The organism is Mycolicibacterium arenosum (genome assembly GCF_024320865.1).
Taxonomy (GTDB): domain Bacteria; phylum Actinomycetota; class Actinomycetes; order Mycobacteriales; family Mycobacteriaceae; genus Mycobacterium; species Mycobacterium arenosum.
On sequence record NZ_JANDBD010000008.1, the window covers coordinates 158594 to 184919 of the forward strand.

Genomic DNA, 26326 nt, shown 5'->3' on the forward strand with positions numbered 1-26326 from the left:
CCGTAACCGCGCGAGTAGGCGGATAGCTAGGCCCGCTCCCGCTCGAGGTGGAACCTCGCCGCGCGCTCGATGGCCTCAGCCGTCGGGCGCGGACGCCACCCGAGTTCGCGGGTGGCCTTTCCGTGGTCGGCGGGCGACATGATGTGCAGCAGGCGGATTCCCGTGACGTTGATGGGCGGGTCGCGCCGCAGCAACCGGCACGCCCCTTCGAGTACGGCGGCGAACGCGTAGGCCACGCCGAGCGGCACGCCGACTCGCGGTGGCCTCGCACCGACCGCAGACGCCGCGGTGGCCAGCATGTCCCGCATCGACATGAAGCTCTCGGAGATGATGTATCGCTCGCCGATCCGGCCGCGCTCATCCGCGAGCAGGAACGCCTCGGCGACATCCTCGATGCCGACGACCTCCGTCGACACGCCGATCAGATAGGCGGGCACCCTCCCGAGCGCGGCCATCTTCACCATCAGGCCCTGGTGCGGCTGGAAGTCCAGCGGCCCATAGGGATTCGACACGCACATCGCGACGGCGGGCAGTCCGCGGTCACGAGCGTAGCCCAAGACCAGATCCTCGGCCCTGCGCCGGGACTCGATGTACGCGCCACCCTTGTCCGGCCAGTTGAAGGGCATGTCCTCGGTCGCCGACTCTCCGTCCGGTGCGATCGCGATCGTGCCGATCGTGCTGCAGAACACGAACTTCTCCAAGCCCGCGGTCACCGCGACGTCGAGCACACGGCGCAGGCTCTCGACGTTGGTGGCGAACAGCGGTGCCGGATCCCGAAGGTTGAACCGCGTGTCCACGACGCAGTAGAAGACCACCCGGGCGCCCTCCATCGCCGATCGCAGCGCGTCGACATCGCCGAGATCCCCGTAGTGGCGGTCGACGTCGAGGTCGTCGATCGCCGTGGTCAGGCTGGTCCGACGGAGGTAGACGCGCACGTCGTCGCCGCGCTCGACGAGCTTACGGGTGACGTGCGAGCCCACGAAGCCCGAGGCGCCCATCACCAGCGCGGTCCGGCTCACAGGGCAACCAATCCCCGCGGCAGCGGCAGGATGTCGGCGTAGGTGACGATGCCCGGCGGCGCCGCCACCACCTTCGGGATCGCGTTGACGGCGGGCATCGCCGTGAGGATCATCGGCAACCGCATGAAGTCGTTGAGAGTGGTGCCCTGGAAGTCCGGCGGCGGCGAGATGTCCATGCGCAGATCGATGTTCGGGCACCCGGCGACTTTGATGCGGTGGCCGGTGTCGATCGGCCAGTCCGGCTCGAGCGTCTGACCCTTGCGCCAGACGAACCTCAACTCGACGACGCTGCGGCCGGCGACCTTGCCGTGCCAGCTGAACGAGATACCCGCCACGCAGCCGGCCGCAATGGTCCACGACCCCAGGTCGACGTCCTCGGTGGTCTTGGCGTACTCCGCCTCGCAGACGACCTCGTCGAACTCGACCCCGAGCACGTCACCCAGCAGATGGACGGCGTCGATGAAGACGTCGGTCGCCTTGGTAGTCATGGCCAGCAGGCCGGGGTGATCGATGGGATGCGAGAAGCCGACCGGGATCTCGGTGGCCGGTGAGTCGTAGCCGCTGATGTCGGCTTCCTCGATGACGGTGACCTTGTCGACGCGCTCGGACCCGCCGGCCGCGACGACGGCCAGCAAGTCGACGAAGCCGGGGTTGGTGCCGGAACCGAAGATCGAGGAACCGCCCCGCTCAGACGCGTCGACGAGGCGCTGCCTGCGCTCCGTACCCAGCGAATGTCCGGTGATGAACGCGGCGGTCGTCACGACGTTGGCACCCGATTCGAGGATGCGCTCCAACTCGTCGACATCGATCCACATCGGGTTGTAGACGATGCAGTCGGGCTTGAGCGCCAACAACGCGTCGACGTCGTCGGTGGCCTCGACCCCGACCGGCGCCAGGCCGCACAGCACGCCGGCGTCGCGCCCGACCTTGTCCGCCGACCACGCGAAGCACCCGACGAGTTCGAGATCGGGGTGGGTGGAGATCGACGACACCGACTGCTTGCCGACGTTGCCCGTCGTCCACTGAACGACGCGGTACTTATCGCTCACGACGCCTTCTTCGGTGGCGAGTAGTTCGGCTTGCCCAGCCCCAGCACGTGCTGGGCGATCATGTTGCGGAACACCTCCAGCGTCCCGCCGTAGATCCCGACCAGCGGCGCGAACCGGTAGACGTACTCGGCCGCACCGTCGTCGGCGGCTCCCTCGGTGCCGACGGGCAGCGTCGACGCCGTGCCGAGGATGTCCATCAGGTCCGGCGCGACATCGCGCATCGACTGCGCCAGCGCGACCCGGCCGAAGATGCTCGGCGTACTCACCGCCACCTCCATCCGAGCCACACTCCGACCCAGCCGGTAGGCCACCGAATCGTCGTCGATCGCCTTGCGCCCGTTGGCGTCCGGCGTACCGACCACGCGTCCCGCCACGTCGCAGGCCTTCACCATGAACTCGCCCTGATGCATCATGATCGCCACGTCCTGCAGCCCGTCCGGCTCAGTGGCGGTGGCGCCGTGCTCGGCGTCCAGTGGACCCCGCAGCACCGTCCAGCCGCCGTTGACCTCGCCTAGCCGGTACCTGTCCGGTACCCGAACGTCGCTGTAGTAGACGATGTTCGTGCGGTCGCCGTCGACGGTGCGGATGCCCTGGATCTCGATTCCAGGGGTGTCCAGCGGCACCAGGAACATGGTGATGCTCTTGTGCTTCTGCGCATCGGGGTCGGTGTTGGTGATCAGGAAGACGTACTGGCAGTTGTGCGCGCCGGTGGTGAACATCTTGGAGCCGTTGATCACCCACTCGTCGCCGTCGCGAACCGCTCTGGTCTTGCAGGTCGCGATGTCCGAGCCGCCCTCGGGCTCGGTGTAGCCGAGGCACAGTCGCGCTTCACCGCTGAACACCTTCGGCAGCACCTCGTCGCGCAGTTCGGGTGAGCCGAACGCGGCGACGGCCCTGGAGACCATGACGGTGGTGCCCATGGTCACCCAGGGGACGTGGTAGCGGCGCTTCTCCAACTCCCACAGCCGCCGTCGGACGCGGGGAAAGCCGCCCTCGTCCTCGCTCTTCCACTCCCCGTGCAGGTAACCGGCCTCGCCGAGCGCCAGATGCACGCCCTCGTCGAAGTTGTCCCCGGTCTCCCGGTCGCGCCGGATGACGTCGTCGGTGACGTGCTCGGCGAGGAAGGCGCGGGCCTCCTCGAGGAAGGCCCGGTCGTCATCGGACAGCTGTACGCGTGAGAAGTCCATCGCCGTTGTCTCCTATGCACTTTCCCGCGCGGCTGACGTTTCTCGAGCAGCGACGAGCCGCCCGATGCGCTTGGTGGTCTCTCCGGGATCGCCCGCCGCCAGGGGCCAGCCTCGCGCGCGCACCAGGTACGCGCTCGCCGCGGCCTCCTCGGACACGCCCAGCCCGCCCTGGATGTGCACGGCCACGGTCGCGGCCTTCGCCGCCTCCTCCGCCGCGAAGACGAACGCCGCCGGACCCAACTCGGGGCGTTCGCCGGGCTCGTTGTCCAGGTACCACGCGGCGCGCCGGGCCAACGCACGGATGCCCTGCACGGTGATCGCCATGTTGGCGAGCGGATGTGAGATCGCCTGCAGTGTCGCGATCGGCACGCCGAGCGTGTAGCGGGTCTTCGCGAACTCCGCGGCGATCGTCATGGTCTCCTCGATCAGTCCGGCCAACGCGGACGCGGTCAGCAGCCGCCATTCATCAAGGGCGAGTTGGTAATCGGCGAGCGCTTGCGCACCGCTCCCCAGCACAGTCCGCGTGTCCGCGGCCGACGGATCGATCCACGCCATCGGCAGCTTGCCCAGATTCGCGACGGCGGCAGGGCGGGTGGCGAACGCCAGGAGGACGACGTCGTCGCCGTCGCGCACGACGATGTGGTCGGCGATCGCCCCGCTGGCGATCAAACGCGGCCCCGCGGTGTCGGTCTCGCGGAGGTCCAGCGTCAGGATCCGTTCACCGGACGCGGCTCCCGCGAGTTCGCCGCCTAGCGCTCCGAGCCTGTCCAGCAGGCGTGCGGCGCAGACGTGGTCGATCCACGGCACCGGTGCCAGCGACCTCCCGAGCTCCTCTGCCACCAGTGTCAGGTCGACCAGCGTTGCACCGTCTCCGCCAACGGATTCCGGTAGCGCCATCGTCGTCGCTCCGGTGGCGCACAACTTCTCCCACAGTCCCTTGTCGAAGCCGGCGGCCTCGGCGGCGCGCACGACGTCGATCGAGCAGTTCGCCGTGACGAACTCGCGGTACGCCGACTGGAGGGCGACGTGGTCCTCGGTCAGGCTGTAATCCACCCTGCGCAATTCGTAGCGATCCATCACGCTTCCTCTCCGAAGAAGAATTCTGCGGCGTTGTTGTAGAGGTAGTTGTCGAGTACGTCCGGTGGGAGATCGAGCGCCAGCGCCTCCGGCACGACCCGGCTCTGCCGCAGCACCGGCCAGTCGGACGCGAAGATCACCTTGTCCTTGCCGCGGGTTCGCATGAAGTGAAGCAGGCTCTCCGGCAACCGTTTCGGCGACCACGCCGACGTCATGATGCGCAGGTTCCGATACTTGATCAGCAGTCGGATCGCGACGTCCCACCACGGGTCGGCACCGTGGATCATGCAGAGCTTGAGCTCGGGGAACCGGACGCACACCCGGTCGAGGTGGATCGGATTCTGGGCCTCACCGGGAATCGGCGGGCCGGGCAATCCGGTGTTGATGCACAGCGGAAGCTCGAGTTCAGCGCATTTGGCGTACAGCGGGTAGTACACGGCGTCACTCGGCGGGTACATGCCGTCGCCCCAGAAGCTGGGCCCGACAGCGACGTACGTGATCGGAAGATCGTTACGCAGTGCCGTCAGATCACGCAGTGCGGGCACCGGACGCAGCAGGTTGATCCCGCCGATCGCGAGGCTGAACCGGTCCGGCCGCTCCTGCGCGAACTTCCGTGCGGTGACCGACGGATTCACCAGGTTGTCCATCAACACCGCCCGTGCGACGCCGTGCTCGTCCATCTCGTCGAGCAGTTCCGGCATCTCGACCTGGTCGTACAGCGACGCCGGACCCTTGAAGTAGTCGTCGCGCACCTTCAGCATGAACTCGGGTTGCTTGGCCGTCTCGCCGAAGTGCACGTTGACCAGGCAGTCAATGACACGGTTGACGCGGTTTGCCGTCACCTCGACACCGCCTGTGCCTCCGCCTTCGCCCAGCGGTAGTCGGCCTTGCCGTTGCCCAGCCGGCGAACCCTCTCGACGAACAGGAACTCCTTGGGCGCCTTGAACCTCGCCAGGTGCTCGACGCAGACCGCGTGCAGGGCCTCGGCGTCGACGGCGGTGTCGGGCCGCCGTTCGACGAGCGCGACGACCTCCTGGCCCCACCGCTCGCTCTCCCGACCGACCACCAGAGCGTCGGCAACGCCGGCGTGTGCGCGGATGACGGCCTCGACCTCCTCGACGAAGACCTTCTCGCCGCCGGTGTTGATCACCAGCGAGTCCCTGCCGAAGAGTCTCAGCGTTCCGTCTGCCTCCAACGACGCCCGGTCCCCGGAGACCACGACGCGCCGACCCTCGACAACGGGGAACGTCGTGCCCGTGGCGGCCTCGTCGTCGAAGTAGCCCAACGGGATTCGGCCGGTCCGCACCACCCAGCCGACCTCGTCCTCACCGGGTGCGACGAAGCGGGTGAGGTCGTCCGACACCACCATGCCGCCCTCGCGCAGGTCGAACGTCTCGCGGTGCGAACCACGCTGGTTGTGCCCGAAGCCCATGTTGCCGGTCTCCGAGGACCCGTAGCCGTTGATGATCGTCACCTGCGGCAGCTTCTCCAGAATGGCGGCGACGTGCTTCGGATTGGTTGCCGCGCCGCCCGTTCCGATGGCGTACAGCGATGTGAGGTCGTAGTCGGTGCGTCCCAGTTCCTCGATCAGCGGGGCCGCGTACGCGTCGCCGACCATCGTCATCAGCCCGACCTTCTCGCGCTCCGCCGTGCTCAGCACCGCCGCCGGATCGAACTTGGCGCGGTCGTCGTACACGATGACGGGCAGCCCGGCCAGGGATCCGGAGAACACCGTCCACAGCCCCGCCGCGTGCATGAGGGGTGACACCGCGAACCACGGCGGGCCCACGTTGCGCCGCACCTTGTCGTGGATCTCGTCAACCGTCGCGTGGTCGGCGCCGACCATCGACGACACGTAGGTGTCGCTCTGTCGCCACAGCACCCCCTTGGGCCTGCCGGTGGTACCACCCGTGCAGTACATGATGACGTCATCGGGTGATCCGGCGATGCGGCGTTCCGAATGTCCCTGCGCTATGGCGTCGTCCAGCGACACGGAGCCGGGTAGTGGCGGTGCGTCGCTGCCGTCGTCGACGGCGACGAGCAGCTCGGCACCCGTCTCGGGGAGCACGTCGGCGAACTTCGCCCCCAGCGCACGGTGGTAGACGACGACGCGAGGCTTGACGTAGGCGAGCAGTTCGGCGACCTCGCGCGGGGTGTAGTGGTGGTTGACGTTGACCGGTACCGCGCGTGCCTTCAGGCAGCCGAGAACCACCTCGGGATAGCGGTCGTTGTACATCACCAGGGCGACGCGGTCCTGCCCGCACTCCCAGTTCCGCAGCCCCGCCCGATCCACGTGGGCGCCGAGGCCGGAGTCGGCGAGGAAGTTGCCGAAGCGGCGCGTTCGGTCCGCCATCTCGCCGTAACCGGTCCGGCGATCCCCGCACACCGTCATCGTGCGGTCGGGGATCACGTCGGCGATGGCGTCGACGACGTCGCCGATAGTCCACTCCCCCATGGTCAGGCGGTCGTGACGTGGGTGCCGACCAGGGCAAGCGCGTTGTCGCGCATCACCTTCCGGGTGTCCTCGTAGCTGAACTGGGGGAACTGCGGGATGTCGGCGGTGAAGGTCATCGGGTCGGCGAGCCCCTCGCCGTGCGGCCAGTCGGACCCGAACAGGATCTTGTCGACGCCGATCGTGTCGGCGAGCAGCTGCACGTCGTCCTCGTAGTACGGCGCGATCCACACGTTGTTCCTCAGTTGCTCGACGGGGTCCTCCCTGTAGTGATAGGGCGCGTTGTTCGCCGACTTCTTCAGTCGCTTGATCAATCGGTAGACGAAGTACGAGCCGTTCTCGATACTCGCCACCTTGAGCGTCGGGTGCCTGGTGAAGACCTGGTGCACGATCATCGACGCCATCGCGTCGTGAATCGCGCGGTCGTCGAGGAGGACCTGGTCGAGCGGGTCCTTCTTGCCGAACCCCTCGAATGTCGCCTTACCGCCCCACAGCGCGGCGATCGCGAGGTAGCCGCTGTCGGACAGGTGGAAGACGACGGGAACGCCCGCCTCGGCCAGTCGCGCCCAGACCGGGTCGTGCAGTGGGTCGCCGAGCGAGCGGGGCTTGACGACACCGGGTACGGGGGCGGGTCGCACGCAGACGATCTTGGCCCCGCGTCCGAGTACGAAATCGACTTCCTCGACGGCTTTGTCGGGGTCGGCCAGCGAGATGATCGGCGCCGACAGGAACCGGTGGTCCGGCCGGTCGAATCCCCAGTCCTCGTCGAGCCAGAGGTTGAACGCGTGGACCGTCGCCATCGTGGCCTCGATGTCGTGCTTGAGCGCCTCCTCGACCCCGCACGCGAACGTCGGCAGCATGAAGGCGGTTTCGAGATTCTGCGTATCCAGGATCTTCACGCGCGCATCGCGGTTCTGATACTCGGGATGGTCGGCGAGGCGATCGACCTTCATCAACGACGCGGGGTCGACACCCTCCGGGATCTCACCGCGGAACAGCAGGTCCAGGCAGCCCGGCTCGATGATGGGGTCGAACGTGGGGTTGGGAATGAACTGGTTGACGACGCCGCCCATGACCGCGAAGGTGCGCTTGCCCTCGGTGAGCATCTGCACGCCGCGACGCTTGAACTCCTTCGGCAGATGCCGGGTGCAGGAGTCGATCGTCTCGTAGTAGTGGTTGTCGACGTCGATCGCCTGATAATCCAGTGGCTGATCGGACATTCAGTCCTCCTCCTTGAGTGGCGGGAAGTTCGGCTGACGCTTCTCGAAGAAGGCGGTGATGCCCTCGATGAAGTCGGGCCGTTGCATCGACTCGTGCATCAGTTTCTCCGCTGTGGCACTGGCGTCGCGGACGTTTCGCAAGACGTCGTCGTGCACTTGACGTTTGATGACCGCCATCGAACTCGGCGCGCAGTGCTTCGCCATGTCCTCGGCGTACGCCAGCACCTCGGGCAGCAACTCCTCGGGAGGGAACACGTCGGAGACGAGGCCGAGTTCCTTGGCCTCCTCGGCGTAGAACGTCCGACCCGACATCAGCAGATCGAGCGACGCGCTCCACCCCACGACGCGCGGGAGAATCCAGGAGATGCCGTATTCCGCGATCAGTCCCCGCCTGGCGAACGCGGTGGTGAACTTCGCACCCGCTGCGGCATAACGGATGTCGCACATCAACGCCTGGGTCAGACCGATACCCGCGCATGCTCCGTTGATCGCGGCGATGACCGGTTTGCGGAGTTCGGTGACGAAATGCGGGTGCCGCTCACCCACCAGTTTCGTCACGTCGGTGTCGCCGTTCGTATCGGCGCCTCCGATGGTGTCCAAGTCGCCCATGTCGGCCCCTGCGCAGAAGGCACGTCCGTTCCCGGTGATCACGATGACGCGGACATCCGGGTCCGCCTCGGCCCGGTCCATGCACCGGTAGAACGCCGCGGCCAACCCGCCACCCCAGGCGTTCATCCGCTCGGGACGGTTGAGGGTGACGACGGCGACGCCACTGTCGCGGACGTCGAACAGCACCGGGCCCGTGCTGGTCGTGGTCACTTCGACGACCTCATCGGATGATCGACTCCTCAGCGACGGCAGTGCGAATGGTTGTCCATACTGTACATCTATCAGTATCTCCGCTCACAGGTGTCCGCTGCGCGTGCCATCAGCAAACCGGAACCTCCATCGGCGCACCGCTGAGAAACCACTGAGAATGAGGTAAGCCTTACCTCTTGTGCAACAGAGAGGTCACGGTTACGTTTCAGGCGCCCCACAGGCGAAACCGTGTCGATCACAGGAGAACCCCGTGCAACCAGCTCTTCCATCCGCCGCGCCGGGATGCGACGCCACATATCCGGACGTAGCGCCCAGCCGCACCAAGATGCTGGTTGCCGGCGTCGCGGTCGCGAGTGTCGGTGTCCTCGCCCTGCACCCGGTGATGACTGCACCCGCCATCGAGGAGAGCCGCAAGGCCGCCGTCGAACTCTCGGCCGTCACGAACCCGCTCACGACGCTGCAGACCACCTTCACCAACACGTTCACGAACCTGACCGCGTTGAACACCAACGCCACGACGTCCGCAACCGCGCTCGCGACGGCGCTGAGCAACCCCGCGGTGCAGGCGCAGTTCACCGGCATCCTGACCGCCGCGACGGACCCGACCCGCATCCTGGGTGCGCTCTCGGAGCTGCCCGGTTACGCGCAGCGCCTCGCCGCCGCGCAGGCCGGCTCGTCTTCGCAGTTCCAAGAGGCGATCTCATTGCTTCCGGGCGTGCTGCAGGTTTCCGCGGGCTTCCTCGCCGAAGGCAAGTTCCTCGAGTCCTTCGCCGAGATCAACCTCTGGTTCCTGACGGCGGGGCTGTCCGACCTGCGGGGGTCCGCGCTGGACGCGCTCCGGGTACCCGGTGATTTCCTGGACTCGATCGGGCTCGAGCCACTCGCGCGCATCCTCGGCACGTCGTGGATGGACGAGGGCACCAACGGCCCCGGCTTCGGACGTGGCCTGCTGTCGCGCGGCATCGCAGGCAACTTCGGCAGGGCCGTGCTCGGCCCGCCGGTCACCGCGGTCTTCCAGACCGTGGAGATCATGGACGCGGTCAGGGGCGCGCTGCAGACCGGCGACCTCGAAACCGCGGTCAGCGAACTGGTCAACGCCCCGATCAAGATCGTCAACGCCTTCGTGAACGGGTACGTGCCCGCCTTCGTCACCGATCCGAACAGTCCGATCCCGCCGGGGCCTGGACAGACCTTTCCCGGCCTGATCGGCCCGACGGGCAGTTTCGATTTCATCTTCCGTCAGATCCCGGCGGAGATCGCCGCGGCCCTCCAGGTCCCGCGACCGGCTCCGGCAGTGGCGCCGGCGGGCGCACCCTCAGCCGCACGCGTTGCGGCGGAATCGGAGTCACCGAGCGCACTTCCCGGCACTGACGACGCCCAGCTGCTCACGGTGGACGTCCCGGCTCCCGCCGCGACGCCGGAACCCGCGCCCGAGCCCCAGCCCGAGACCGCCGGAACGCCGGCCGTGTCCGGTTCCACCGAAACGCCTGAGCCGTCGGGGGTTTCGACCGCGAGCACGACCTCATCGGATGAGGATGGCGTCGACGTCACTAGCACACCCAAGAGCACGTCGAAGACCTCGCCGAGCAGCACGACCGACGCGCACGACGCCGACGAGGCCGGCGGCTCCGAATCGGCCAGCACCGCGTCGGCCGGCGCCTCGAAGGGGTCGACTACCTCGGCAGCCAGCAGCACGAGCGGCGGCGACTCTGGAGGCGACTCCGCCGGCGGTGACGAGTGACCGGGTCAGCCGTCGATGAGCCCGAGCCGCTCGTACGCCTCCCGAATCTGTACCTTGGCCGCCTCCGGAAGGACCGCCTGCGGTGGACGCGATTCCGGGTGGGAGCCCACCGGCAAGCCGAGCACCGAGGCGGCGTACTTGAACGCCCCGCCCCAGTGCGTGAAGTACTCCGGCCGGCCGGGATAGCAGGTGTACCAGTTCCCGCGATCGAGCTCGAACCGGTCCATCCCCGTGGTGCGCGCGTAGTCCATCGCCTCGATGAGCTTGCCCTCCCAGACGAGGTTCCAGTACTCGGTGAACAGGCGGCGCTGCGGAGTCTCGAATAGGTAACCCGCCGTGCCCGATTGGGCCGAGCACACGATGCCGTCGCGCAGCCAGCCCGCCCGGTACACGGTGGTGTCGCACTCCCAGATCAACAGTTCGGGCGCCAGTTCGTGCAATCGCCTGCTGTTGGCGGGCCGGAAGGCGCCCTCCTTGGTGGCACACACCGCAGGGATCTCCTCCGCGATGCGCGCACTCTCCTCCGCCGTGAGGACGTATCCCGACGACGGCGAGTTGAACATGCCGAGCGCGATGTCCGTGCGGTCGGCGATGTATCGGAAGAAGTTCAGGACCCCCTCGCCGCCGTGGGTCTCCATCACCGGCGTCTGGATGTAGACGATATCGGCGCCGACGTCCTGCGCGTGCCGGGTGAGTTCGAGGCAGTCCTTCGCCGCGGTCGCCGACGTGCACGCCTGGATGACGACGTCCGGGTTGATGGCCCGCGCCTCTGTGACGGCCACCTCGAGCAGGCGTTTGCGCTCATCCACGGTCAGCGCCCAGAACTCCGCGAGACCGCTTACACACCAGAGCATCTGGCGTCCCATGTCACCGACGCAGTAGCGCACCAGCGTCCGGTAGGCGTCCCAGTCGATGTCGTCGCCCGCGTCACCGCTGAACGGGGTGTAGAGCGAATCCCCGATCCCGCGAATTGCGCCGTGCGCCCAGTCGCGCGCCTCTTTCGCCCTTGCCATGTCGCGCTCCTTTCAATCCGGTGAGGTCTCAGGTGAAGACGCTGCCGCCGTCCACGTTCACGTTGGCCCCGGTCATGTACGAGTTGCGGCGCGACGCGAGAAACGCCGCCACCGGGGCGATCTCCTCGGGCAACCCGGCGCGGGGCAGGTGCGCGGGATGGCCGAAGTGCTCGTCGATGGCCTCCATCAGACGGTAGGGATCGCTGCCGTCCACGCCCACCGAATCCGCCCAGCCGACCAGGGCCTCCGACGCGATACTCCCCGGAGAGACGACGTTGACCAGGATCTCGTCCTTGGCCAGCGACAGTGACAGGTTCTTCGAAACGCTGTTCACCATCGCCTTGGCGGCCGTGTACGCGGGCAGGATCTCGCTCTGGCGCTGCGTCGAATGCGCCGAGAAGTTCACGATGCGCGCCCATTCCGCGCGTCGCAGCAGCGGCAGTGCCGCACGCACGCAGCGCACCATGCCCATGACGCCGCCGTCCACCGCGGCGAGCCACTGCTCGTCCGTCAGATCCTCGAAGCCGCCGACGGCGTCGGGCCCGACGGTGTTGATCAGCACGTTGAGGCCGTCGTTCCAGCGTTCACCGACCTCGGCGAACGCCGCTTCGACCTGCCCGACATCGGCGGTGTCCACCACGACGCCAACGGCATCCGGGCTGCCGAACTCGACGAGCGCGGCCGCCGCCTGCTCGAGGACGTCAGGCGACCGGCCCATCAGCGCGACGCGCGCGCCGTCCTCGGCAAGGCAGCGGGCCGTCGCGAAGCCCATGCCGCGTCCACCGCCGACGATGACGGCGGTCGCTTGGGAGAACCCGAGGTCCACGGGCGAGCCGTCAGGACCCCGTCCAGTTCGGCTTGCGCTTCTCGGCGAAGGCGGTGGCACCCTCCATGGCGTCCTTGGAGGAGAAGACCGGCATGATGATCTCGCCCTGCTTCTTCCACATCTCGTCCTCGCTCCAGCCCGCGGACTTGACGATGACCTCCTTGGTGGCGGCGACCGCGAGGGGACCGTTAGCGGTGATGCGCTCGGCCAGTGCGAGCGCACCCTCGAGCGCTCCGCCCGATTCGGTGAGCACGTTGACGAAGCCCCACTGCGAGGCCTCCTCGGCGGTGAAGCTATCGCCCGTCAGCGCCAGTTCGAGCGCCTTCTGGTAGGGGATGCGGTGCGGCAGTCGCAGTAGACCGCCACCCGCGGCGACCAGTCCGCGTTTGACCTCGGGGATGCCGAACTTGGCGTCCTTGGCGGCCACGATGAGGTCGGTGGCCAGCACGATCTCGGTACCGCCCGCCAACGCATAACCCTCGACGGCGGCGATCACCGGTTTGCGCGGCGGGCGCTCCGTGAACCCGATACCGCGACCGGGGATAGCGGGAACCTCGCCGGCCATGAACGCCTTGAGATCCATGCCCGCGCAGAAGTTACCGCCCGCACCGGTGATGATCGACACCGACAACTCCGGGCTGTCGTCCAGTTCGTCCATCGCGTCGGCAAGACCCTGGGCCACCGCGAGATTGAACGCGTTCCGCGCCTCGGGTCGGTTGATGGTGATGACGAGCGTGCGCCCCCGGCGCTCTGTCAGAACTTCGTCGGCCACGTTGCCCCATTCGTTCGTCGGTAATCGGATTCCACGTGCGCAGTGAAACTTACTATAGGAGTTTCAGTAGCCGGGAACCAGCAGGGACCAGCATGAAGAGTGCGGCGGACGCGCCTACCCAAACGGTCCTACGCACCCTCAACCGTATGGCTACCGGTAAGCTGTTCGGGATCGCGATACGACTACCGGAGGAGCCACGCGTGGCCAAGCAGGCGACCACCGACAAGCGGCAGCGCCGTGAACGCGGCTCCATCAACCCCGACGACATCATCAACGGCGCCTTCGAACTGGCGGAGCAGGTCGGCATCGACAACCTCTCCATGCCGCTGCTCGGCAGGCACCTCGGCGTCGGGGTCACCAGCATCTACTGGTACTTCCGCAAGAAGGACGACCTGCTCAACGCGATGACGGACCGCGCGCTCAAGCAGTACGTGTTCGCGACCCCCTACGTCGAGGCCAAGGACTGGCGCGAGACGCTGGGCAACCACGCCCGCACCATGCGAAAGACGTTCCTGGGCAATCCGATCCTGTGCGACCTGATTCTCATCCGATCGGCGCTCAGCCCGCGGGCCGCGAAGACCGGCGTGGTTGCCGTGGAGCGGGCGATCGAGAGCCTCGCCGAGGCGGGGCTGTCACCGACGGACGCGTTCGACACCTACTCCGCGATCTCGGTGCACGTGCGCGGATCCGTTGTCCTGCAACGTCTTTACGACAAGAACCGCTCCACCGACGGCGCACCCGGCGATTTCGAGGAGACCATGGTCATCGATCCCGACACCGCGCCACTGTTGGCGGAGGCCTCCGCGGAGGGACACCGCATCGGCGCCTCGGATGACAAGAACTTCGAGTACGGCCTGAACTGCATCCTCGAGCACGCCGCACGCCTGATCGAACAGTCCAAGCCGACGAAGGCCACGCCGCGTAGGAAGGCCGCCGCGCGCTAGCCGCTCAGACGACCCCGCGGTCGCGCAGGTCAGCGGTTTCCGCTGCGCTGTAGCCGATTTCGGAGAGCACCTCGTCGGTGTGCTCGCCGAGCAGCGGTGCCCGCCGCCTGATCGTGCCCGGTGTCCGCGACATCCGGAACGGCGTCTCGATGATCGGCACGTCGCGAGATGCCCCCGGAAACGCCACCGGCTTCAGATAACCCATCGCCTGTACGTGCGGGTCGTCGAGTACGTCCTGGGTGGAGTGCAGCGGTGCGGCCGGCAGTTTCGCCGCGTCGAGTGCCGCCAGCACCTCGGCCTTGGTCTTGCCCTCGCACCACTCCTGCATCAGATCGTTCAGGAAATCCCCGTGCGCCCAGCGCGAGTCGTCGTCGGCGAAGCGCGGATCGTCGACCAGGTCGGCCCTGCCGATCAGCCGGCACCAGCGCCTGAACATCGGTTGGCCAGCCACCTGCAGCAGCACCCAGCCGTCCGTCACCCGGTACAGGTCGCACGGCGCCACCGACGCACCTCGATTGCCCATTCGCGGCTTGTCGGTTCCGAGGAGATGACGCTCGATCAGGAACGCGTTGGACAGCATCAGCGCCGTCGGCAGCAGCGCCGCCTCGACGTGCTGCCCCTCCCCCGTCTGGGCGCGATGGAACAGCGCCATCATCACGCCGATCGTCATGGTCAGCGCGGTGCCGAAATCGGCCTGCGGCACCACCGTTCGAATCGGCAGGTCCGGCAGTCCCTGCCGGTACACCGCACCGGACATCACCTGGCCCGCGCCGTCGAAACCGATCCGGTCGCTGTACGGCCCACCCTCGCCGAACGCCGTGGCGCTCGCGAGGATGATGTCCGTCTTGATGTCCCGAAGCGTCGGGTAGTCCAACCCGCTCGCCTGCATCCCAGCCAGGGGCATGTTCGCGATCACCACGTCGGATCGCTGCACCAGCCTGCGGGTGATCTCCGCCCCCTCAGGCGTGACGGAGTTCAACGTGAGCGACCGCTTGTTGCGGTTGCACTGCAGGAAGGTGCCGCCCTCACCGCCTTCGGTGACGGACTGGACCCAACGATCCTCACCGCCCTCGCGCTTCTCGACGCGCAACACGTCGGCGCCCATGTCGGCGAGCAGTGCACTGCACCACGGCGCGGCGATGAAGCGCCCGTAGTCGAGCACTCGAATGCCGTCGAGCACCCCCGTCATCGGCGAGCCACGCGTGTCCTCAGACCTCCACGATGACGGCGCCGCCCTGGCCGCCGCCCGCGCACATCGCCGCCATCCCGATACCCCCACCGCGCCTGCGGAGTTCGTAGATCAACGTCGTGATCATGCGCGCACCGGACGCGGCGATCGGATGGCCCAGCGAGCACCCGCTGCCCGAGAAGTTCACCAACTCCTCGTCGAGGCCGTACTCCTTGACCGCCGCGATCGGCACCGAGGCGAACGCCTCGTTGATCTCCCACAGCGCGATGTCGGACGGCGTGAGGCCGGCCCTGTCGAGCACCTTGCCGATGACCGTGACCGCACCGAGTCCGGTATCGCGCGGTGCGACGCCCGCCGAACCCCAGGCCCTCACCGTGGCCAACACGTCGAGGCCGTTCGCGGCCGCGTAGCCGGCCTCGGTCAGCGCCACGGCGGCACAGGCGTCGTTGGTGCCACTGCTGTTGCCCGCGGTGATCGAGAAGCCCTCGATCTCGGGATGCAGCACCTTGAGGCCGGCCAGTTTCTCGGCGGTCGTGTCGCGGCGCGGGTGCTCGTCGACCGCGAACTCGGTCACGGACCCGTCGAACTGCGTGATCTTCAGCGGCAGGATCTCGTCGGCGAACTTGCCGGCATCCTGTGCCGCCACGGCGCGCTGGTGGCTGCGGGCCGCCCAGGCGTCCATCTCCTCGCGGCTGATTCCCGCGGACTGAGCCGTGTTCCAGCCGACGGTGATCGACATGTCCTTGGTCGGCGCGTCCGGGGTTTCCACGTGGGTCGGCGGCATCCACCGCTCCTCGAACTTCAATTCGGGGCCGGGAATCCGCCAGTTCACCAGCGGCGTCATCGACAACGACTGCACGCCACCGGCGATCAGCGCGCGCTCCATGCCCGACCCGATCTGTGCCGACGCGTTGCCGATGGCGGTCAGGCTGCCCGCGCAATGCCGGTTCACGGACTGGCCCGGCACGTGCTGCAGCCCAGTGGCGTCGGCTGCGTAGCGGGCGAGATCCCCGCCACCGTAGTGGGATTCGGCGAAGATCAGGTCGTCGATGTCCTTGGGATCGATGCCGGAACGCCGCACCACCTCGGGCAGCACGGCGGTGATCAGGGTCTCGGGCGGCGTGTTGACGAGCGTGCCCTTGAACGAGCGACCGATCGCGGTCCGGACGGCTCCGACGATGACGGGAGTGGACATGGGCACCAACCTCGGCTTTCGATCAAGAACGTGACGTTACGCGATGACTTTACACAATTGGCAGATACTGTATCGCGGGTTACTGCGGCTCCGGCACGTGGAAGTGCTCGTCACGCAGCCGGAACGCCTCCCTGGTGCCGTGCTGGGCGCGGGTCTTGACGAAGTTGAACTCGCCCTCGGCGAACTGCAGGTTGGTGCCGTAGGCGTGGAACAGGTAGCTGGCCACCTCCTCGCCCTGGTAGGCCTGGCTCTGCTCGACGAGCCGGAAGGCCTCCTTGGCGATGACGACGCCGTCCGCGGGCATCTTCGCGGCCTTCTGCGCCCAGTACCACGCCCGCGCGGTCACGGCGTCCGGCGCGCAGGTCTCGGTGAAGACACCGAGGTGCTCGACCTCACCCGCCTCGATGATGTCGCCGGTCAGCAGCATGCGCCGGGCCAGCACCGGGCCCAGCCGGTGGAAGAACATGTGCAGGCTGCCCAGCGCGGGGCCCAGGAACCGGGTGGCGGGCATGCCGATCCTGGCGTCGCGCGCGATCACCGAGATGTCGGTCATCAGGGCCATCTCGAACCCGCCGCCGAGCGCGTATCCACTGACCTCGCCGACCGTGACCTTCGGAAAGCCCATCAGGTTGTGGTAGAAGCCGAAGCTCTTGCGGTCCAACGTGAGTCGGCGACGCTGGCTCGGTCGGCTCTTCTTGGACCTCTCGCCCTTCTCATCGCCGTACCAGCCGTACGCGTTGTTCATGTCGGCGCCGGTCGAGAACACCCCCTCCGCACCGCGCAGCAGCACGACCGTGATGTCGTCGTCTTCGGCGACGACGTCCAGACAGCGCCCGACGGCGTCTCGCATCGTCGCGTCATAGCTGTTGCGCTGAGTGGGATTGTTGAACGTGATCGTCGCGATCCGCAGGTCGCGATCGACCTCGAAGAGCACTCGATCGTCACCGCTGTCGAGAGTCATGCCGTCCTTCCGGTCATCGTCCGTGCCGTCCCCTCACGCCTGGGGAATGAGGCGAGCCTCGATGGTTCTGTCCAGGCCGAGCGTGTTGCGCCGGGCCGCGGCGAGGTGGTCGGTGGCGAGCTTGACCGCGCGCCCCTGATTGCCGTCGCGGATGGCGTCGACCAACCGCTGGTGGTCGCGCAGCGCAGCACGCCGTGTGGTGGCCAGTGCGGCGTCGTCCTCGCTTCGCCAGACCGCGGACTCGTGCGCCGACCAGATCACCTCGAGCGATCCGATCAGCAGGATCATCGACTCGTTCCCGCACCGCGCCACCAGCGTCTCGTGGAAGCGCCGCGCGTTCGGCACGTACTTCGCGACGTCATCGAACTGCGCTGTCTGCGTGGCGAGTTCGGCTTCGAGAAACGGGACGACCTCGGTCAGCCGGTCCTCGCGCGCGGCGCACAGTCCGGCGCACACCGGTTCCATGTGCAGCAGCGCCTCGCTGACGTCCGCGGGCGACGCGCTTCGGGTCTGCAGCACCATGCTGATCATGTGCGCCGTGCGCTCCGACGACGGCTGGTTGACGACGGCCCCACCGACGTTTCCGCGGCGCACCGTGATCAACCCGTCCGACTCCAGGATGTGGATCGCCTCGCGCAGCGCAGGCGGGCTGACCCCGAACTCGGCGAACAGCGTCTCCTGGGCGGGCAGTACGTCACCCTCTTTCAGCCGCCCCGACAGGATGTCGTCACGCAGCCTGGAGGCCACCAGTTCGGCGACTCGCGGGGCCCGCACGCGCGGTGCACTCACGATCGGACCCCCTTCTTTCCTTGCTAAGTTGTACAAGATAGCACTACTGTTGGTCTATCGATAGCAACGCGGATAACACCGACGGCGTCGTCACCGCCACCCGGAGCGGGCCCGACGACGCCATTCTGCGTATCGAAATGAATCGACCGGACCACCGAAACTCACTCAGCCACAGCATGATCGACACCCTCGTCGCAGTTCTGACCGAGGCGGCCACCGACGATCGGCTGCGCGCGGTGCACCTGCGCGGTGCGGGGAGCGACTTCTGTTCCGGTGCCGACTGGGTCGCCACCAACGCGGGTGGCGAGCGTCCCCGTACCGGCGACCTGACCCGCCGGATACCCCTGACCGCCAACCGCGCGGTCGAACTCGTCCACGCCATCGCGCTGCCCGTGGTGTGCACGGTGCGTGGATGGGCGGTCGGCCTCGGCTGCAACCTGGCACTGGCCGCCGACTTCACCGTCGCCGCCGACGACGCCGTGCTCTGGGAGCCGTTCGTCAGCCGCGGCTTCTCCCCCGACTCCGGTTCGACGTGGCTGCTGCCGCGCCTGGCGGGCGTCGCACGCGCGCGCCGGATGCTACTGCTCGGCGAGAAGGTCAGCGGCACCGACGCCGCCGACTGGGGGCTGATCCATCAGGCCGCCGCCCCCGCCGACGTGGACGCCGTCGCCGACGAGCTGCTGGGCCGGCTCGCCGCCGGACCGACGGTCGCGCTGGGCCTGGCGAAGCGATCGATCAACGCGGGCGCACACGGCACGTTGGACCAGGCTATGCGCCAGGAGCTGTTCGATCTCGAACTCTCCTGCCGGACGGCGGATTTCAAAGAGGGGCTCGCGGCGTTCCGCGAGCGGAGAGCACCGGACTTCCAGGGCCGATGAGAGGACATCCCGATGCGGGCGTATGACGACATCCGCTACGACGTCGACGGACACACCGCGACGATCACGCTGAACCGACCGCAGGCGCTCAACGCGCTCAGCCCGCACATGGTCACCGAACTCAGAGCGGCCTACGACGAGGCCGAGAACGACGACGCGGTGTGGATTCTCGTCGTCACCGGCACCGGGCGGGCGTTCTGCACCGGCGCCGACGTCGGCGAGATCCCCGAAGACGGCAGGGTTATCTACGAACGTCCCTACCTGTCCACCTACGACCAGTGGGAGGCCCCGCAGGAGGGCACACCCCCCTTTCGCCGGATGGCCAAACCCGTTCTCACCGCAGTCAACGGGCTGTGCTGCGGGGCGGGACTCGACTGGCTCACCACCGGCGACATCGCCATCGCATCGGACAGGGCCACGTTCTTCGATCCGCACGTGTCGATCGGCTTGGTTGCGGGCCGGGAGATGGTCAGGCTGGCACGCGTGCTGCCGCGCAACATCGCCCTGCGCATGGCACTCGTCGGCAAGCACGAACGCATGGACGCGCAGCGCGCCTACGACCTCGGGCTGATCAGCGAGGTCGTCGAGCACGACCGACTGCTCGAGCGGGCACACGAGATCGCCGCCATCGTGAATTCCAATGCGCCGCTTGCGGTGCGGGGCACTCGCCTGGCGATCCACAAGACACTCGATCTGCCACTGCACGAAGGGGAGATCCTCGCCGAGACGTTTCGCGAGCGCGTCGTCCGCACCGACGACGCACAGGAGGGGCCCAGGGCGTTCATGGAGAAGCGCGCGCCGAACTGGCAGTGCCGGTGATGATGTTCGAGACGATTCTCCTCGACGTGGACGAGGACGCGCGCGTCGCGACGGTCACGCTCAATCGCCCCGACCGGCTGAACTCCTTCGACAAGACGATGTGCCACGAGATGGCCGACCTTTGGCGCACCGTGAAACTCGACGACCGGGTCAACGCCGTGGTGCTGCGCGCCGCGGGTGACCGGGCCTTCTCCGCGGGCCTCGACGTCAAATCACCGTACGAGCAGCCCCGTGTGGTGTGGAACCACGAGGATCCCGGCGAGTTCCTGTCGCCGAAGTGGCAGAAGATGTGGAAGCCGGTGGTGTGCGCCGTTCAGGGGATGTGCACCGCGGGGGCGTTCTACTTCGTCAACGAGTCCGATGTGGTCATCTGCTCGACGGACGCCACGTTCTTCGATTCGCATGTGACCGGCGGTCTGGTGTCGGCGCTCGAGCCGATCGGGCTGATGCGGCGCATCGGCCTCGGCGAGACGCTGCGAATCGCGCTGACCGGCAACGACGAACGCGTGAGCGCGCAGACCGCGCTGCGCATCGGCCTCGTCACCGAGATCACCACCCCCGACGATCTGTGGACACGCGCGCACGACATCGCCGCGCTCATTGCCGCGCACCCCACCACCGCGACGCAGGGCACGGTGAAAGCCATCTGGGAGTCACTGGACAAGCCGTACCGCGCCGCGCTCGACCAGGGCCTCATCTACACCCGACTCGGTAACGCGATCGGCAAGGCCGAACTGGATCCGAACCGCACATCGCGTTCCCCCCGGATCAGGTGATGGCCCACCCACTCACCGAGCGCATCGAGCGGGTGCTGGCACTGCAGCCCGATGCTCACGCGCTCGAGTTCGACGGCCACTGGTGCACCTGGGGTGAGCTGGCGGCGTTCGCGCAGCGGATCGGCGCGCACGCCACTGCGGGACAGCACGTCGGTGTGCTGCTGCGGAATCGGCCGCAGCACGTGGCCACCCTGCTGGGCCTGCTGCTGGCGGGGGCCACCCTGGTGGTGATCAACCCGTCCCGCGGGGAGGCGCGGACCAGGGCGGACATCGCCGCGCTCGACCTGCCGGTGCTCATCGGCGCACCCGACGACCTTTCGACGCTCGCCGATCCCTCCCCGCACACGACGACGATCACGATCCGCGGACTCGACCAGCCACCGGTGGCCGGACCGGCGGCCGTGCCGAAACACACTGCGGCACAGCCGGGAGTCGCGGTTCGGATGCTGACGAGCGGGACCACGGGTCCGCCTAAACGCGTCGACCTGACGTACGACATGCTGGCCAAGAGCGTGCTCGGCGACGTCCCGGCCGCAGTCCGCGGTGGGGTGGCGATCGTCAACGCCCCACTGGTCCACATCGGCGGCGTGTACAGGGTCCTGCAGTGCGTGTGCGAGGCCAGACCGTTCGTTCTGCTCGACCGTTTCGACCTGCGGACGTGGGCGGCCGCGGTCAGAACCCATCGGCCGCGCGCCGTGTCCCTGGTCCCCGCCGCACTCAGGACGGTGCTGCACTCCGACCTCACCCGCGACGACCTCGCCAGCGTCCGGGCGGTCACCTCGGGCACTGCACCCCTGTCGGCCGACGACGCCGACGCCTTCACCGAGAAGTTCGGCGTTCCCGTGCTGACCTCCTATGCGGCGACGGAATTCGGCGGCGGTGTAGCCGGGTGGTCACTGGCCGACCATCAGGAGTTCTGGACTGCCAAGCGCGGGAGCGTCGGCCGGGCCACCCTCGGCGCACGACTGCGCGTGGTCGACGACGACGGACAGCCGCTGCCCGCCGACCGGGCCGGCCTGCTGGAGGTCAAGCCCGGACAACTGGGGCCCGATACCGCCTGGATCCGCACCACCGACCTCGCCCGCATCGACGTCGACGGCTTCCTGTGGATCCTCGGCAGGGCGGATCAGGCCATCATCCGCGGCGGGTTCAAGGTGCTCCCCGACGACGTGCGCGCCGCACTCGAATCCCATCCCGCCGTGCAGGGCGCATCGGTGGTCGGTCGGTCCGACGAGCGCCTCGGCGAGATCCCGGTTGCAATGGTCGAGTTGAAGCCGAGCGCCACTGCGACGGACCGGGAACTCATCGATTATCTGAGTGGTCGGCTGGCCCGCTACGAGGTGCCCGCCGAGATCGCCGTCGTCGCCGAGATCCCCAGAACACCCTCGGGCAAGGCGGACCTCACCGAGGTACGCAGGCACTTCGAGCAGGACGCCCGTGCATGAGACCACGGTGGCGTCAGTACTGCGGGAGCGCGCACGGACCCGCGGCGAGCACGACCTGCTCGTCTGTGACGCCGACAGGTTGACGTACGCCGCCGCCGAACGGCGTTCGGCGCTGCTGGCCCGCGGACTCATCAGCCTCGGAGCGGGGAAGGGCACCCGGATCGGACTGCTCGCGCCGAACGGCTCCGGGTTCGTCTGCAGGATGCTGGCGGCCGCCCGGATCGGCGCCGTCGTGGTGCCGTTCACGACGTTCTCCACCGCACGCGAGCTCCGCGAACAACTCGCCGACGCAGATGTCGCGATCCTGCTGTCCGTCAGGGGCTTCCGTGGTCACGACTACGTGACCCGGCTGGCCGAGGCCCGCGAGGGAGCGCTACTGCCGAGCCTGCGTCACGTGCTGTTCGAGGACGACCCGGACGCCCGAGGAGTATCCGAGACGTATCTGCGCGCCGTCGAGGACGACGTCGACGGCGCGGATCCACTGTCCATCATCTACACCTCCGGATCGACGAGCCGACCCAAGGGCGCCATTCACACGCACGCCTCGCTAATCGCACACCAGCGCAACCTCAACGGGATTCGCGGGCTGACCGCCGACGACCGGCTGTTCTGCAACTCACCGTTCTTCTGGATCGGCGGCTTCGGCTTCGGGCTCCTCGCGACCCTGGTCGCCGGCGCCACCCTGATCTGCTCCAACGCGGTCGACACGAGCGACACCCTCGACCTACTGGAGACCGAACGTCCCACCCTCACCAACGGTTTCGCCGCGGGCGTCGCTCACCTGGCCCGGCATCCCGGCCTCGGCGACCGTGACCTGTCGTCGATGCGCCGCGGCAACCTGTACCCGATCATGGCGCCGGACGCACGCCCGGCCGATCCCGAACTGCGGCACAACATGCTCGGCATGACCGAAGCCGGCGGCACCTACCTGCTCAGCGGTGACGAAGCGGATCAACCCGAAGCCCAGCGGGGTTCGTACGGCATGCCCGCGCCGGGATTCGCCACGCGGGTCGAACCCGACGGGGAGCTCTGCATCCGCGGGCCGTACCTCATGCAGCGCTACCACCGGCGCAGTCGCGAGCAGTGCTTCGACGCCGACGGCTGGTTCCACACCGGCGATCTGGTGCGCGTCGACGCCGAGGGCTTCTACCACTACCTCGGCCGAAGCGGCGCGATGATCAAGACCGCGGGCGCCAACGTCTCCCCCGTCGAGGTCGCCAACGCGATCACCCGCGTGACCGGTTGCAACGCCTACGTGCTCGGCCTGCCCGACGCCGACCGCGGCCAACTCGTCGCCGCGGTCGTCGCGCTGCCCGACGAGCGGCCCTTCGACGACGCGGCCGTGCGCGCCGCGCTGAAGGCGGAACTCTCGTCGTACAAGGTGCCGCGGCGCATGATCGGACTGCCCGCCGCACGCATCCCGCTGCTCTCCAGCGGAAAGGTCGACGGCCGTGCCCTGCCGGAGTTGTTCGATGATTGACACCGTCGATTCGCTGCTCACCGTTCGCGCCAGCGCGGCCAAGGACGCCATCGTCGATCCGGTCGACCGCATCAGCTACGCCGAACTCGACGCCGAAACCCGTTTCCTGGCCACATCGTTCGTCACAGCGGGGGTGGGCAAGGGCTCGCACGTCGGACTCGTAATGCCGAACGGGGTGTCGTGGGTGCGCACCGCGCTGGCGCTCCTGCGCATCGGGGCCGTGCTGGTTCCGCTGAGCACGCTGCTGGCTCCGCGCGAACTGGTCTCCCAGCTGCGCGTCGCCGGCGTTCGCCACCTCGTCGCCGTCGACGAGTTCCGCGGCCACCGCTACCTCGACGCGCTGCGCGCAGAACTCTCCGCTCCCGGCCTCGGAGAGGGACCGGTGTGCCTCGAAAACCTACCGGCGCTGCGCGATGTCTGGCATCCGGATTCGCTGCCCGCTTCCGGCGACGCCGACACCGCCGACGCGCTCGCGGCCTCGGTCGACCCGAGTGACGACATGGTCGTGATGTTCACCTCCGGCAGCAGCGGAACACCGAAGGGCGTCAAGCACTCCCACGGCAGCGCACTGGGCGCGGTGCGGGCGAGCCTGCAGCCGCGCTGCATCGACTCCGACACCCGGCTGTACCTGCCCATGCCGTTCTTCTGGGTGGGCGGCTTCGGCGGCGGCGTCCTGTCGGCACTGCTCGCCGGAGCCACGCTGGTCACCGAGCCGATCCCCACCCCGGAGTCGACGCTGCGCCTGCTGGAGCGCGAGCGGGTGACCCTGTTCCGCGGTTGGCCGGATCAGGCCGAAGCACTGGCGCGGCAGGCGGATTCGGCGGATCTGTCAGCGCTGCGACAGGGCAGCCTCGAGGCGCTGTTGCCACCGGCACAGCGTGCGGCCCCCGGCGCACGGGCCCGACTGTTCGGCATGACGGAGTCGTTCGGCCCGTACTGCGGCTTCGCGGCGGACACCGACATGCCCGCATCGGCTCACGGAAGCTGCGGTAAGCCGTTCGCGGGCATGGAGGTTCGCGTCGTGGACGTGGACACACGCGAACCCGTGGAGACGGGGAGGGTCGGCGAGCTCCAGGTGCGCGGTCCGCACACGCTGCGAGGCATCTGCCGACGCGCACGCGAGGAGATCTTCACCGAGGACGGGTACTACCCCACCGGGGATCTCGGGCACCTCGACGCGGACGGGTTCATGTTCTACCACGGGCGTACCGACGACATGTTCAAGGTCAGCGGGGCGACCGTCTACCCGAGCGAGGTCGAGGCCGGAATCAGGACGCTTGACGACGTCGACGCCGCATTCGTCACCAACGTGCCGGGCCCGACCGGTGACCGAGTGGGCGCGTTGGTGGTGTGCGCCCCGTCGCTCACGACCGAAGCGCTCACCACCGCCGCGCGAAACGTGCTGAGCGCGTACAAGGTACCGACGGTCTGGCTCCTGGCGCGGTCCCGCGACGCCGTGCCCCGAGGCACGACGGGCAAGGTCGACATCTCACGACTTCGTGACATGCTACTGACGGCAACTACCGATGGGGAGACGCGATGAAGACCAAGGGCGCGCTGGTGTGGGACGTCAACCAGCCGTGGGTTGTCGAGGAGATCGAGATCGGCGATCCGCGCCGGGGCGAGGTCAAGGTCGAGATGCGGGCAGCGGGGCTGTGCCACTCGGACCACCACCTGATGACCGGGGACATCCCGGCGGCCGACTTCCCCATCCTGGGCGGCCACGAGGGCGCGGGCGTCATCACCGAGGTCGGTCCGGACGTGGAGAATCTGGCGGTCGGCGATCACGTGGTCATGTCCTTCATCCCGGCGTGCGGGCGATGCCCCGCGTGCCAGGCCGGGATGCGCAACCTCTGCGACCTCGGAATGGGACTGCTCGCCGGCGCATCGGTGTCGGACGGGTCGTTTCGCATCCACACGCCCGCGGGTCGCGACGTCGTCGCCATGTCGCTGGTGGGCACCTTCGCCCCGTACGCCGTGGTGCACCAGTACTCGGTGGTGAAGATCGACGAGGACATCCCCTTCGAGGTGGCGTGCCTGGTCGGCTGCGGTGTCACCACCGGGTACGGTTCCGCCGTCCGCACGGCAGGGGTCACACCCGGTGACGACGTGGCGATCGTCGGCATCGGCGGCGTCGGCACCGCCGCACTGCAGGGTGCCCGGATCGCCGGTGCCAGGAGGATATTCGCGATCGACCCCGTGCCGTGGAAGCGCGAACGTGCCACCGGTTTCGGCGCCACCCACACCTTCGCCGACGTGGAGAGCGCAGTGGCGGGGATCGCCGAGGCGACGCGCGGGGCCATGTGCGGCAAGGTGGTCGTGACCGTGGGACGGGCCGACGGCGCCGACGTGGAATCGTGGCTCGGTCTCACCGCCAAGGGCGGCACGTGCGTGCTCACCGCCATGGGCGACGTCCTGGCCAGCGACACCACGCTGAACCTCGCCGGGCTGACGCTCCTTCAGAAGAGCCTGCGCGGCAGCATCTTCGGAGGCGGCAACCCGCAGTTCGACATCCCCGAACTTCTGACGGCCTATCGGCTGGGTCAGCTCAACCTCGACGACATGGTCACGCGAACGTACTCACTCGAGCAGATCAACGACGGTTACCGGGACATGCTGGAGGGTCGCAACATCCGCGGTGTCATCCGCTACACCGAGGCGGATCGCCGATGACG

At 68.1% G+C, this 26326-nt stretch carries 24 protein-coding genes; 9 read left to right on the top strand and 15 right to left on the bottom strand.

Annotated features, from left to right (window positions below; all coding sequences use genetic code 11):
* Positions 1 to 26: 26 nt before the first annotated feature.
* From NM203_RS19850 to NM203_RS19885, 8 genes are all read right to left on the bottom strand, one after another.
* Complete coding sequence (locus NM203_RS19850) at positions 27 to 998, bottom strand: NAD-dependent epimerase/dehydratase family protein (RefSeq protein ID WP_255062282.1); 972 nt, start codon at positions 996 to 998, stop codon at positions 27 to 29.
* 17 nt (positions 999 to 1015) lie between these two features.
* Complete coding sequence (locus tag NM203_RS19855) at positions 1016 to 2068, bottom strand: NAD(P)H-dependent amine dehydrogenase family protein (RefSeq protein WP_255061988.1); 1053 nt, start codon at positions 2066 to 2068, stop codon at positions 1016 to 1018.
* Positions 2065 to 3255, bottom strand: a complete 1191-nt coding sequence (locus NM203_RS19860) for an acyl-CoA dehydrogenase family protein (protein ID WP_255061990.1) — start codon at positions 3253 to 3255, stop codon at positions 2065 to 2067. The genes NM203_RS19855 and NM203_RS19860 overlap by 4 nt, the downstream gene beginning before the upstream one ends.
* 12 nt (positions 3256 to 3267) lie before the next feature.
* Positions 3268 to 4332: an acyl-CoA dehydrogenase family protein gene (locus NM203_RS19865; protein ID WP_255061994.1), complete on the bottom strand. Its 1065-nt coding sequence runs from the start codon at positions 4330 to 4332 to the stop codon at positions 3268 to 3270.
* Positions 4332 to 5093: an amidohydrolase family protein gene (locus NM203_RS19870; RefSeq protein WP_255062283.1), complete on the bottom strand. Its 762-nt coding sequence runs from the start codon at positions 5091 to 5093 to the stop codon at positions 4332 to 4334. Before NM203_RS19870 ends, NM203_RS19865 begins: the two co-directional genes overlap by 1 nt.
* Before the next feature lie 77 nt (positions 5094 to 5170).
* On the bottom strand, positions 5171 to 6787 hold the full coding sequence (locus NM203_RS19875; protein ID WP_255061995.1) for an acyl-CoA synthetase: 1617 nt from the start codon (positions 6785 to 6787) through the stop codon (positions 5171 to 5173).
* Between the two features lie 2 nt (positions 6788 to 6789).
* Positions 6790 to 8004, bottom strand: a complete 1215-nt coding sequence (locus NM203_RS19880) for an amidohydrolase family protein (protein WP_255061996.1) — start codon at positions 8002 to 8004, stop codon at positions 6790 to 6792.
* On the bottom strand, positions 8005 to 8823 hold the full coding sequence (locus NM203_RS19885; RefSeq protein WP_255061997.1) for an enoyl-CoA hydratase: 819 nt from the start codon (positions 8821 to 8823) through the stop codon (positions 8005 to 8007). It lies immediately after the preceding gene.
* A 250-nt stretch (positions 8824 to 9073) separates the two neighbouring features.
* On the opposite strand from NM203_RS19885, the gene NM203_RS19890 reads away from it, so the two are divergent.
* Positions 9074 to 10564 carry a hypothetical protein gene (locus NM203_RS19890; RefSeq protein WP_255061998.1) on the top strand — a complete coding sequence of 497 codons (1491 nt, stop codon included), beginning with the start codon at positions 9074 to 9076 and terminating at the stop codon, positions 10562 to 10564.
* Between the two features lie 5 nt (positions 10565 to 10569).
* Here NM203_RS19890 and NM203_RS19895 read toward each other — a convergent pair whose 3' ends face one another.
* From NM203_RS19895 to NM203_RS19905, 3 genes are read right to left on the bottom strand one after another with little or no spacing between them, the layout of a single operon-like run.
* Positions 10570 to 11577 (bottom strand): dihydrodipicolinate synthase family protein, encoded by a 1008-nt coding sequence (locus NM203_RS19895; protein ID WP_255062000.1) that lies wholly within the window; start codon positions 11575 to 11577, stop codon positions 10570 to 10572.
* Between the two features lie 28 nt (positions 11578 to 11605).
* Positions 11606 to 12403, bottom strand: a complete 798-nt coding sequence (locus tag NM203_RS19900; RefSeq protein ID WP_255062002.1) for an SDR family NAD(P)-dependent oxidoreductase — start codon at positions 12401 to 12403, stop codon at positions 11606 to 11608.
* 10 nt (positions 12404 to 12413) lie between these two features.
* Positions 12414 to 13175, bottom strand: a complete 762-nt coding sequence (locus NM203_RS19905; protein ID WP_255062003.1) for a crotonase/enoyl-CoA hydratase family protein — start codon at positions 13173 to 13175, stop codon at positions 12414 to 12416.
* A gap of 200 nt (positions 13176 to 13375) precedes the next feature.
* Here NM203_RS19905 and NM203_RS19910 point away from each other — a divergent pair, with 200 nt between their 5' ends.
* Positions 13376 to 14119 (top strand): TetR/AcrR family transcriptional regulator, encoded by a 744-nt coding sequence (locus NM203_RS19910; protein ID WP_255062284.1) that lies wholly within the window; start codon positions 13376 to 13378, stop codon positions 14117 to 14119.
* A 4-nt stretch (positions 14120 to 14123) separates the two neighbouring features.
* On the opposite strand, the gene NM203_RS19915 is transcribed toward NM203_RS19910, so the two are convergent.
* The 4 genes from NM203_RS19915 to NM203_RS19930 form a co-directional block, all read right to left on the bottom strand.
* A complete protein-coding gene (locus NM203_RS19915) occupies positions 14124 to 15308 on the bottom strand; it encodes a CaiB/BaiF CoA transferase family protein (protein ID WP_255062004.1) in 1185 nt (394 codons plus the stop codon).
* Between the two features lie 19 nt (positions 15309 to 15327).
* Positions 15328 to 16503 carry a thiolase family protein gene (locus NM203_RS19920; RefSeq protein WP_255062005.1) on the bottom strand — a complete coding sequence of 392 codons (1176 nt, stop codon included), beginning with the start codon at positions 16501 to 16503 and terminating at the stop codon, positions 15328 to 15330.
* A 79-nt stretch (positions 16504 to 16582) separates the two neighbouring features.
* Positions 16583 to 17464, bottom strand: coding sequence for an enoyl-CoA hydratase/isomerase family protein (locus NM203_RS19925; RefSeq protein ID WP_255062006.1), 882 nt, complete (start codon positions 17462 to 17464; stop codon positions 16583 to 16585).
* Positions 17465 to 17497: 33 nt separating this feature from the next.
* Complete coding sequence (locus NM203_RS19930) at positions 17498 to 18253, bottom strand: FadR/GntR family transcriptional regulator (protein ID WP_255062012.1); 756 nt, start codon at positions 18251 to 18253, stop codon at positions 17498 to 17500.
* A gap of 56 nt (positions 18254 to 18309) precedes the next feature.
* Between NM203_RS19930 and NM203_RS19935 the strand changes: the two genes are divergently transcribed.
* Genes NM203_RS19935 through NM203_RS19965 form a run of 7 tightly spaced genes read left to right on the top strand, consistent with a single transcriptional unit; the run spans position 18310 to position 26324 of the window.
* Positions 18310 to 19131, top strand: coding sequence for an enoyl-CoA hydratase-related protein (locus NM203_RS19935; RefSeq protein ID WP_408633387.1), 822 nt, complete (start codon positions 18310 to 18312; stop codon positions 19129 to 19131).
* Between the two features lie 12 nt (positions 19132 to 19143).
* The gene (locus tag NM203_RS19940) at positions 19144 to 19950 is read left to right on the top strand and encodes an enoyl-CoA hydratase/isomerase family protein (RefSeq protein WP_303624912.1); all 807 of its coding nucleotides are present in this window, start codon (positions 19144 to 19146) and stop codon (positions 19948 to 19950) included.
* The gene (locus NM203_RS19945) at positions 19950 to 20726 is read left to right on the top strand and encodes an enoyl-CoA hydratase/isomerase family protein (protein WP_255062287.1); all 777 of its coding nucleotides are present in this window, start codon (positions 19950 to 19952) and stop codon (positions 20724 to 20726) included. The genes NM203_RS19940 and NM203_RS19945 overlap by 1 nt, the downstream gene beginning before the upstream one ends.
* Positions 20726 to 22171, top strand: a complete 1446-nt coding sequence (locus NM203_RS19950; RefSeq protein WP_255062013.1) for a class I adenylate-forming enzyme family protein — start codon at positions 20726 to 20728, stop codon at positions 22169 to 22171. Before NM203_RS19945 ends, NM203_RS19950 begins: the two co-directional genes overlap by 1 nt.
* On the top strand, positions 22164 to 23651 hold the full coding sequence (locus NM203_RS19955; protein ID WP_255062015.1) for a class I adenylate-forming enzyme family protein: 1488 nt from the start codon (positions 22164 to 22166) through the stop codon (positions 23649 to 23651). Before NM203_RS19950 ends, NM203_RS19955 begins: the two co-directional genes overlap by 8 nt.
* Entirely contained in the window at positions 23644 to 25194 is a 1551-nt protein-coding gene (locus NM203_RS19960; protein ID WP_255062017.1) for a class I adenylate-forming enzyme family protein, read from the top strand. Before NM203_RS19955 ends, NM203_RS19960 begins: the two co-directional genes overlap by 8 nt.
* On the top strand, positions 25191 to 26324 hold the full coding sequence (locus tag NM203_RS19965; protein WP_255062019.1) for an NDMA-dependent alcohol dehydrogenase: 1134 nt from the start codon (positions 25191 to 25193) through the stop codon (positions 26322 to 26324). Before NM203_RS19960 ends, NM203_RS19965 begins: the two co-directional genes overlap by 4 nt.
* Positions 26325 to 26326: the final 2 nt, after the last annotated feature.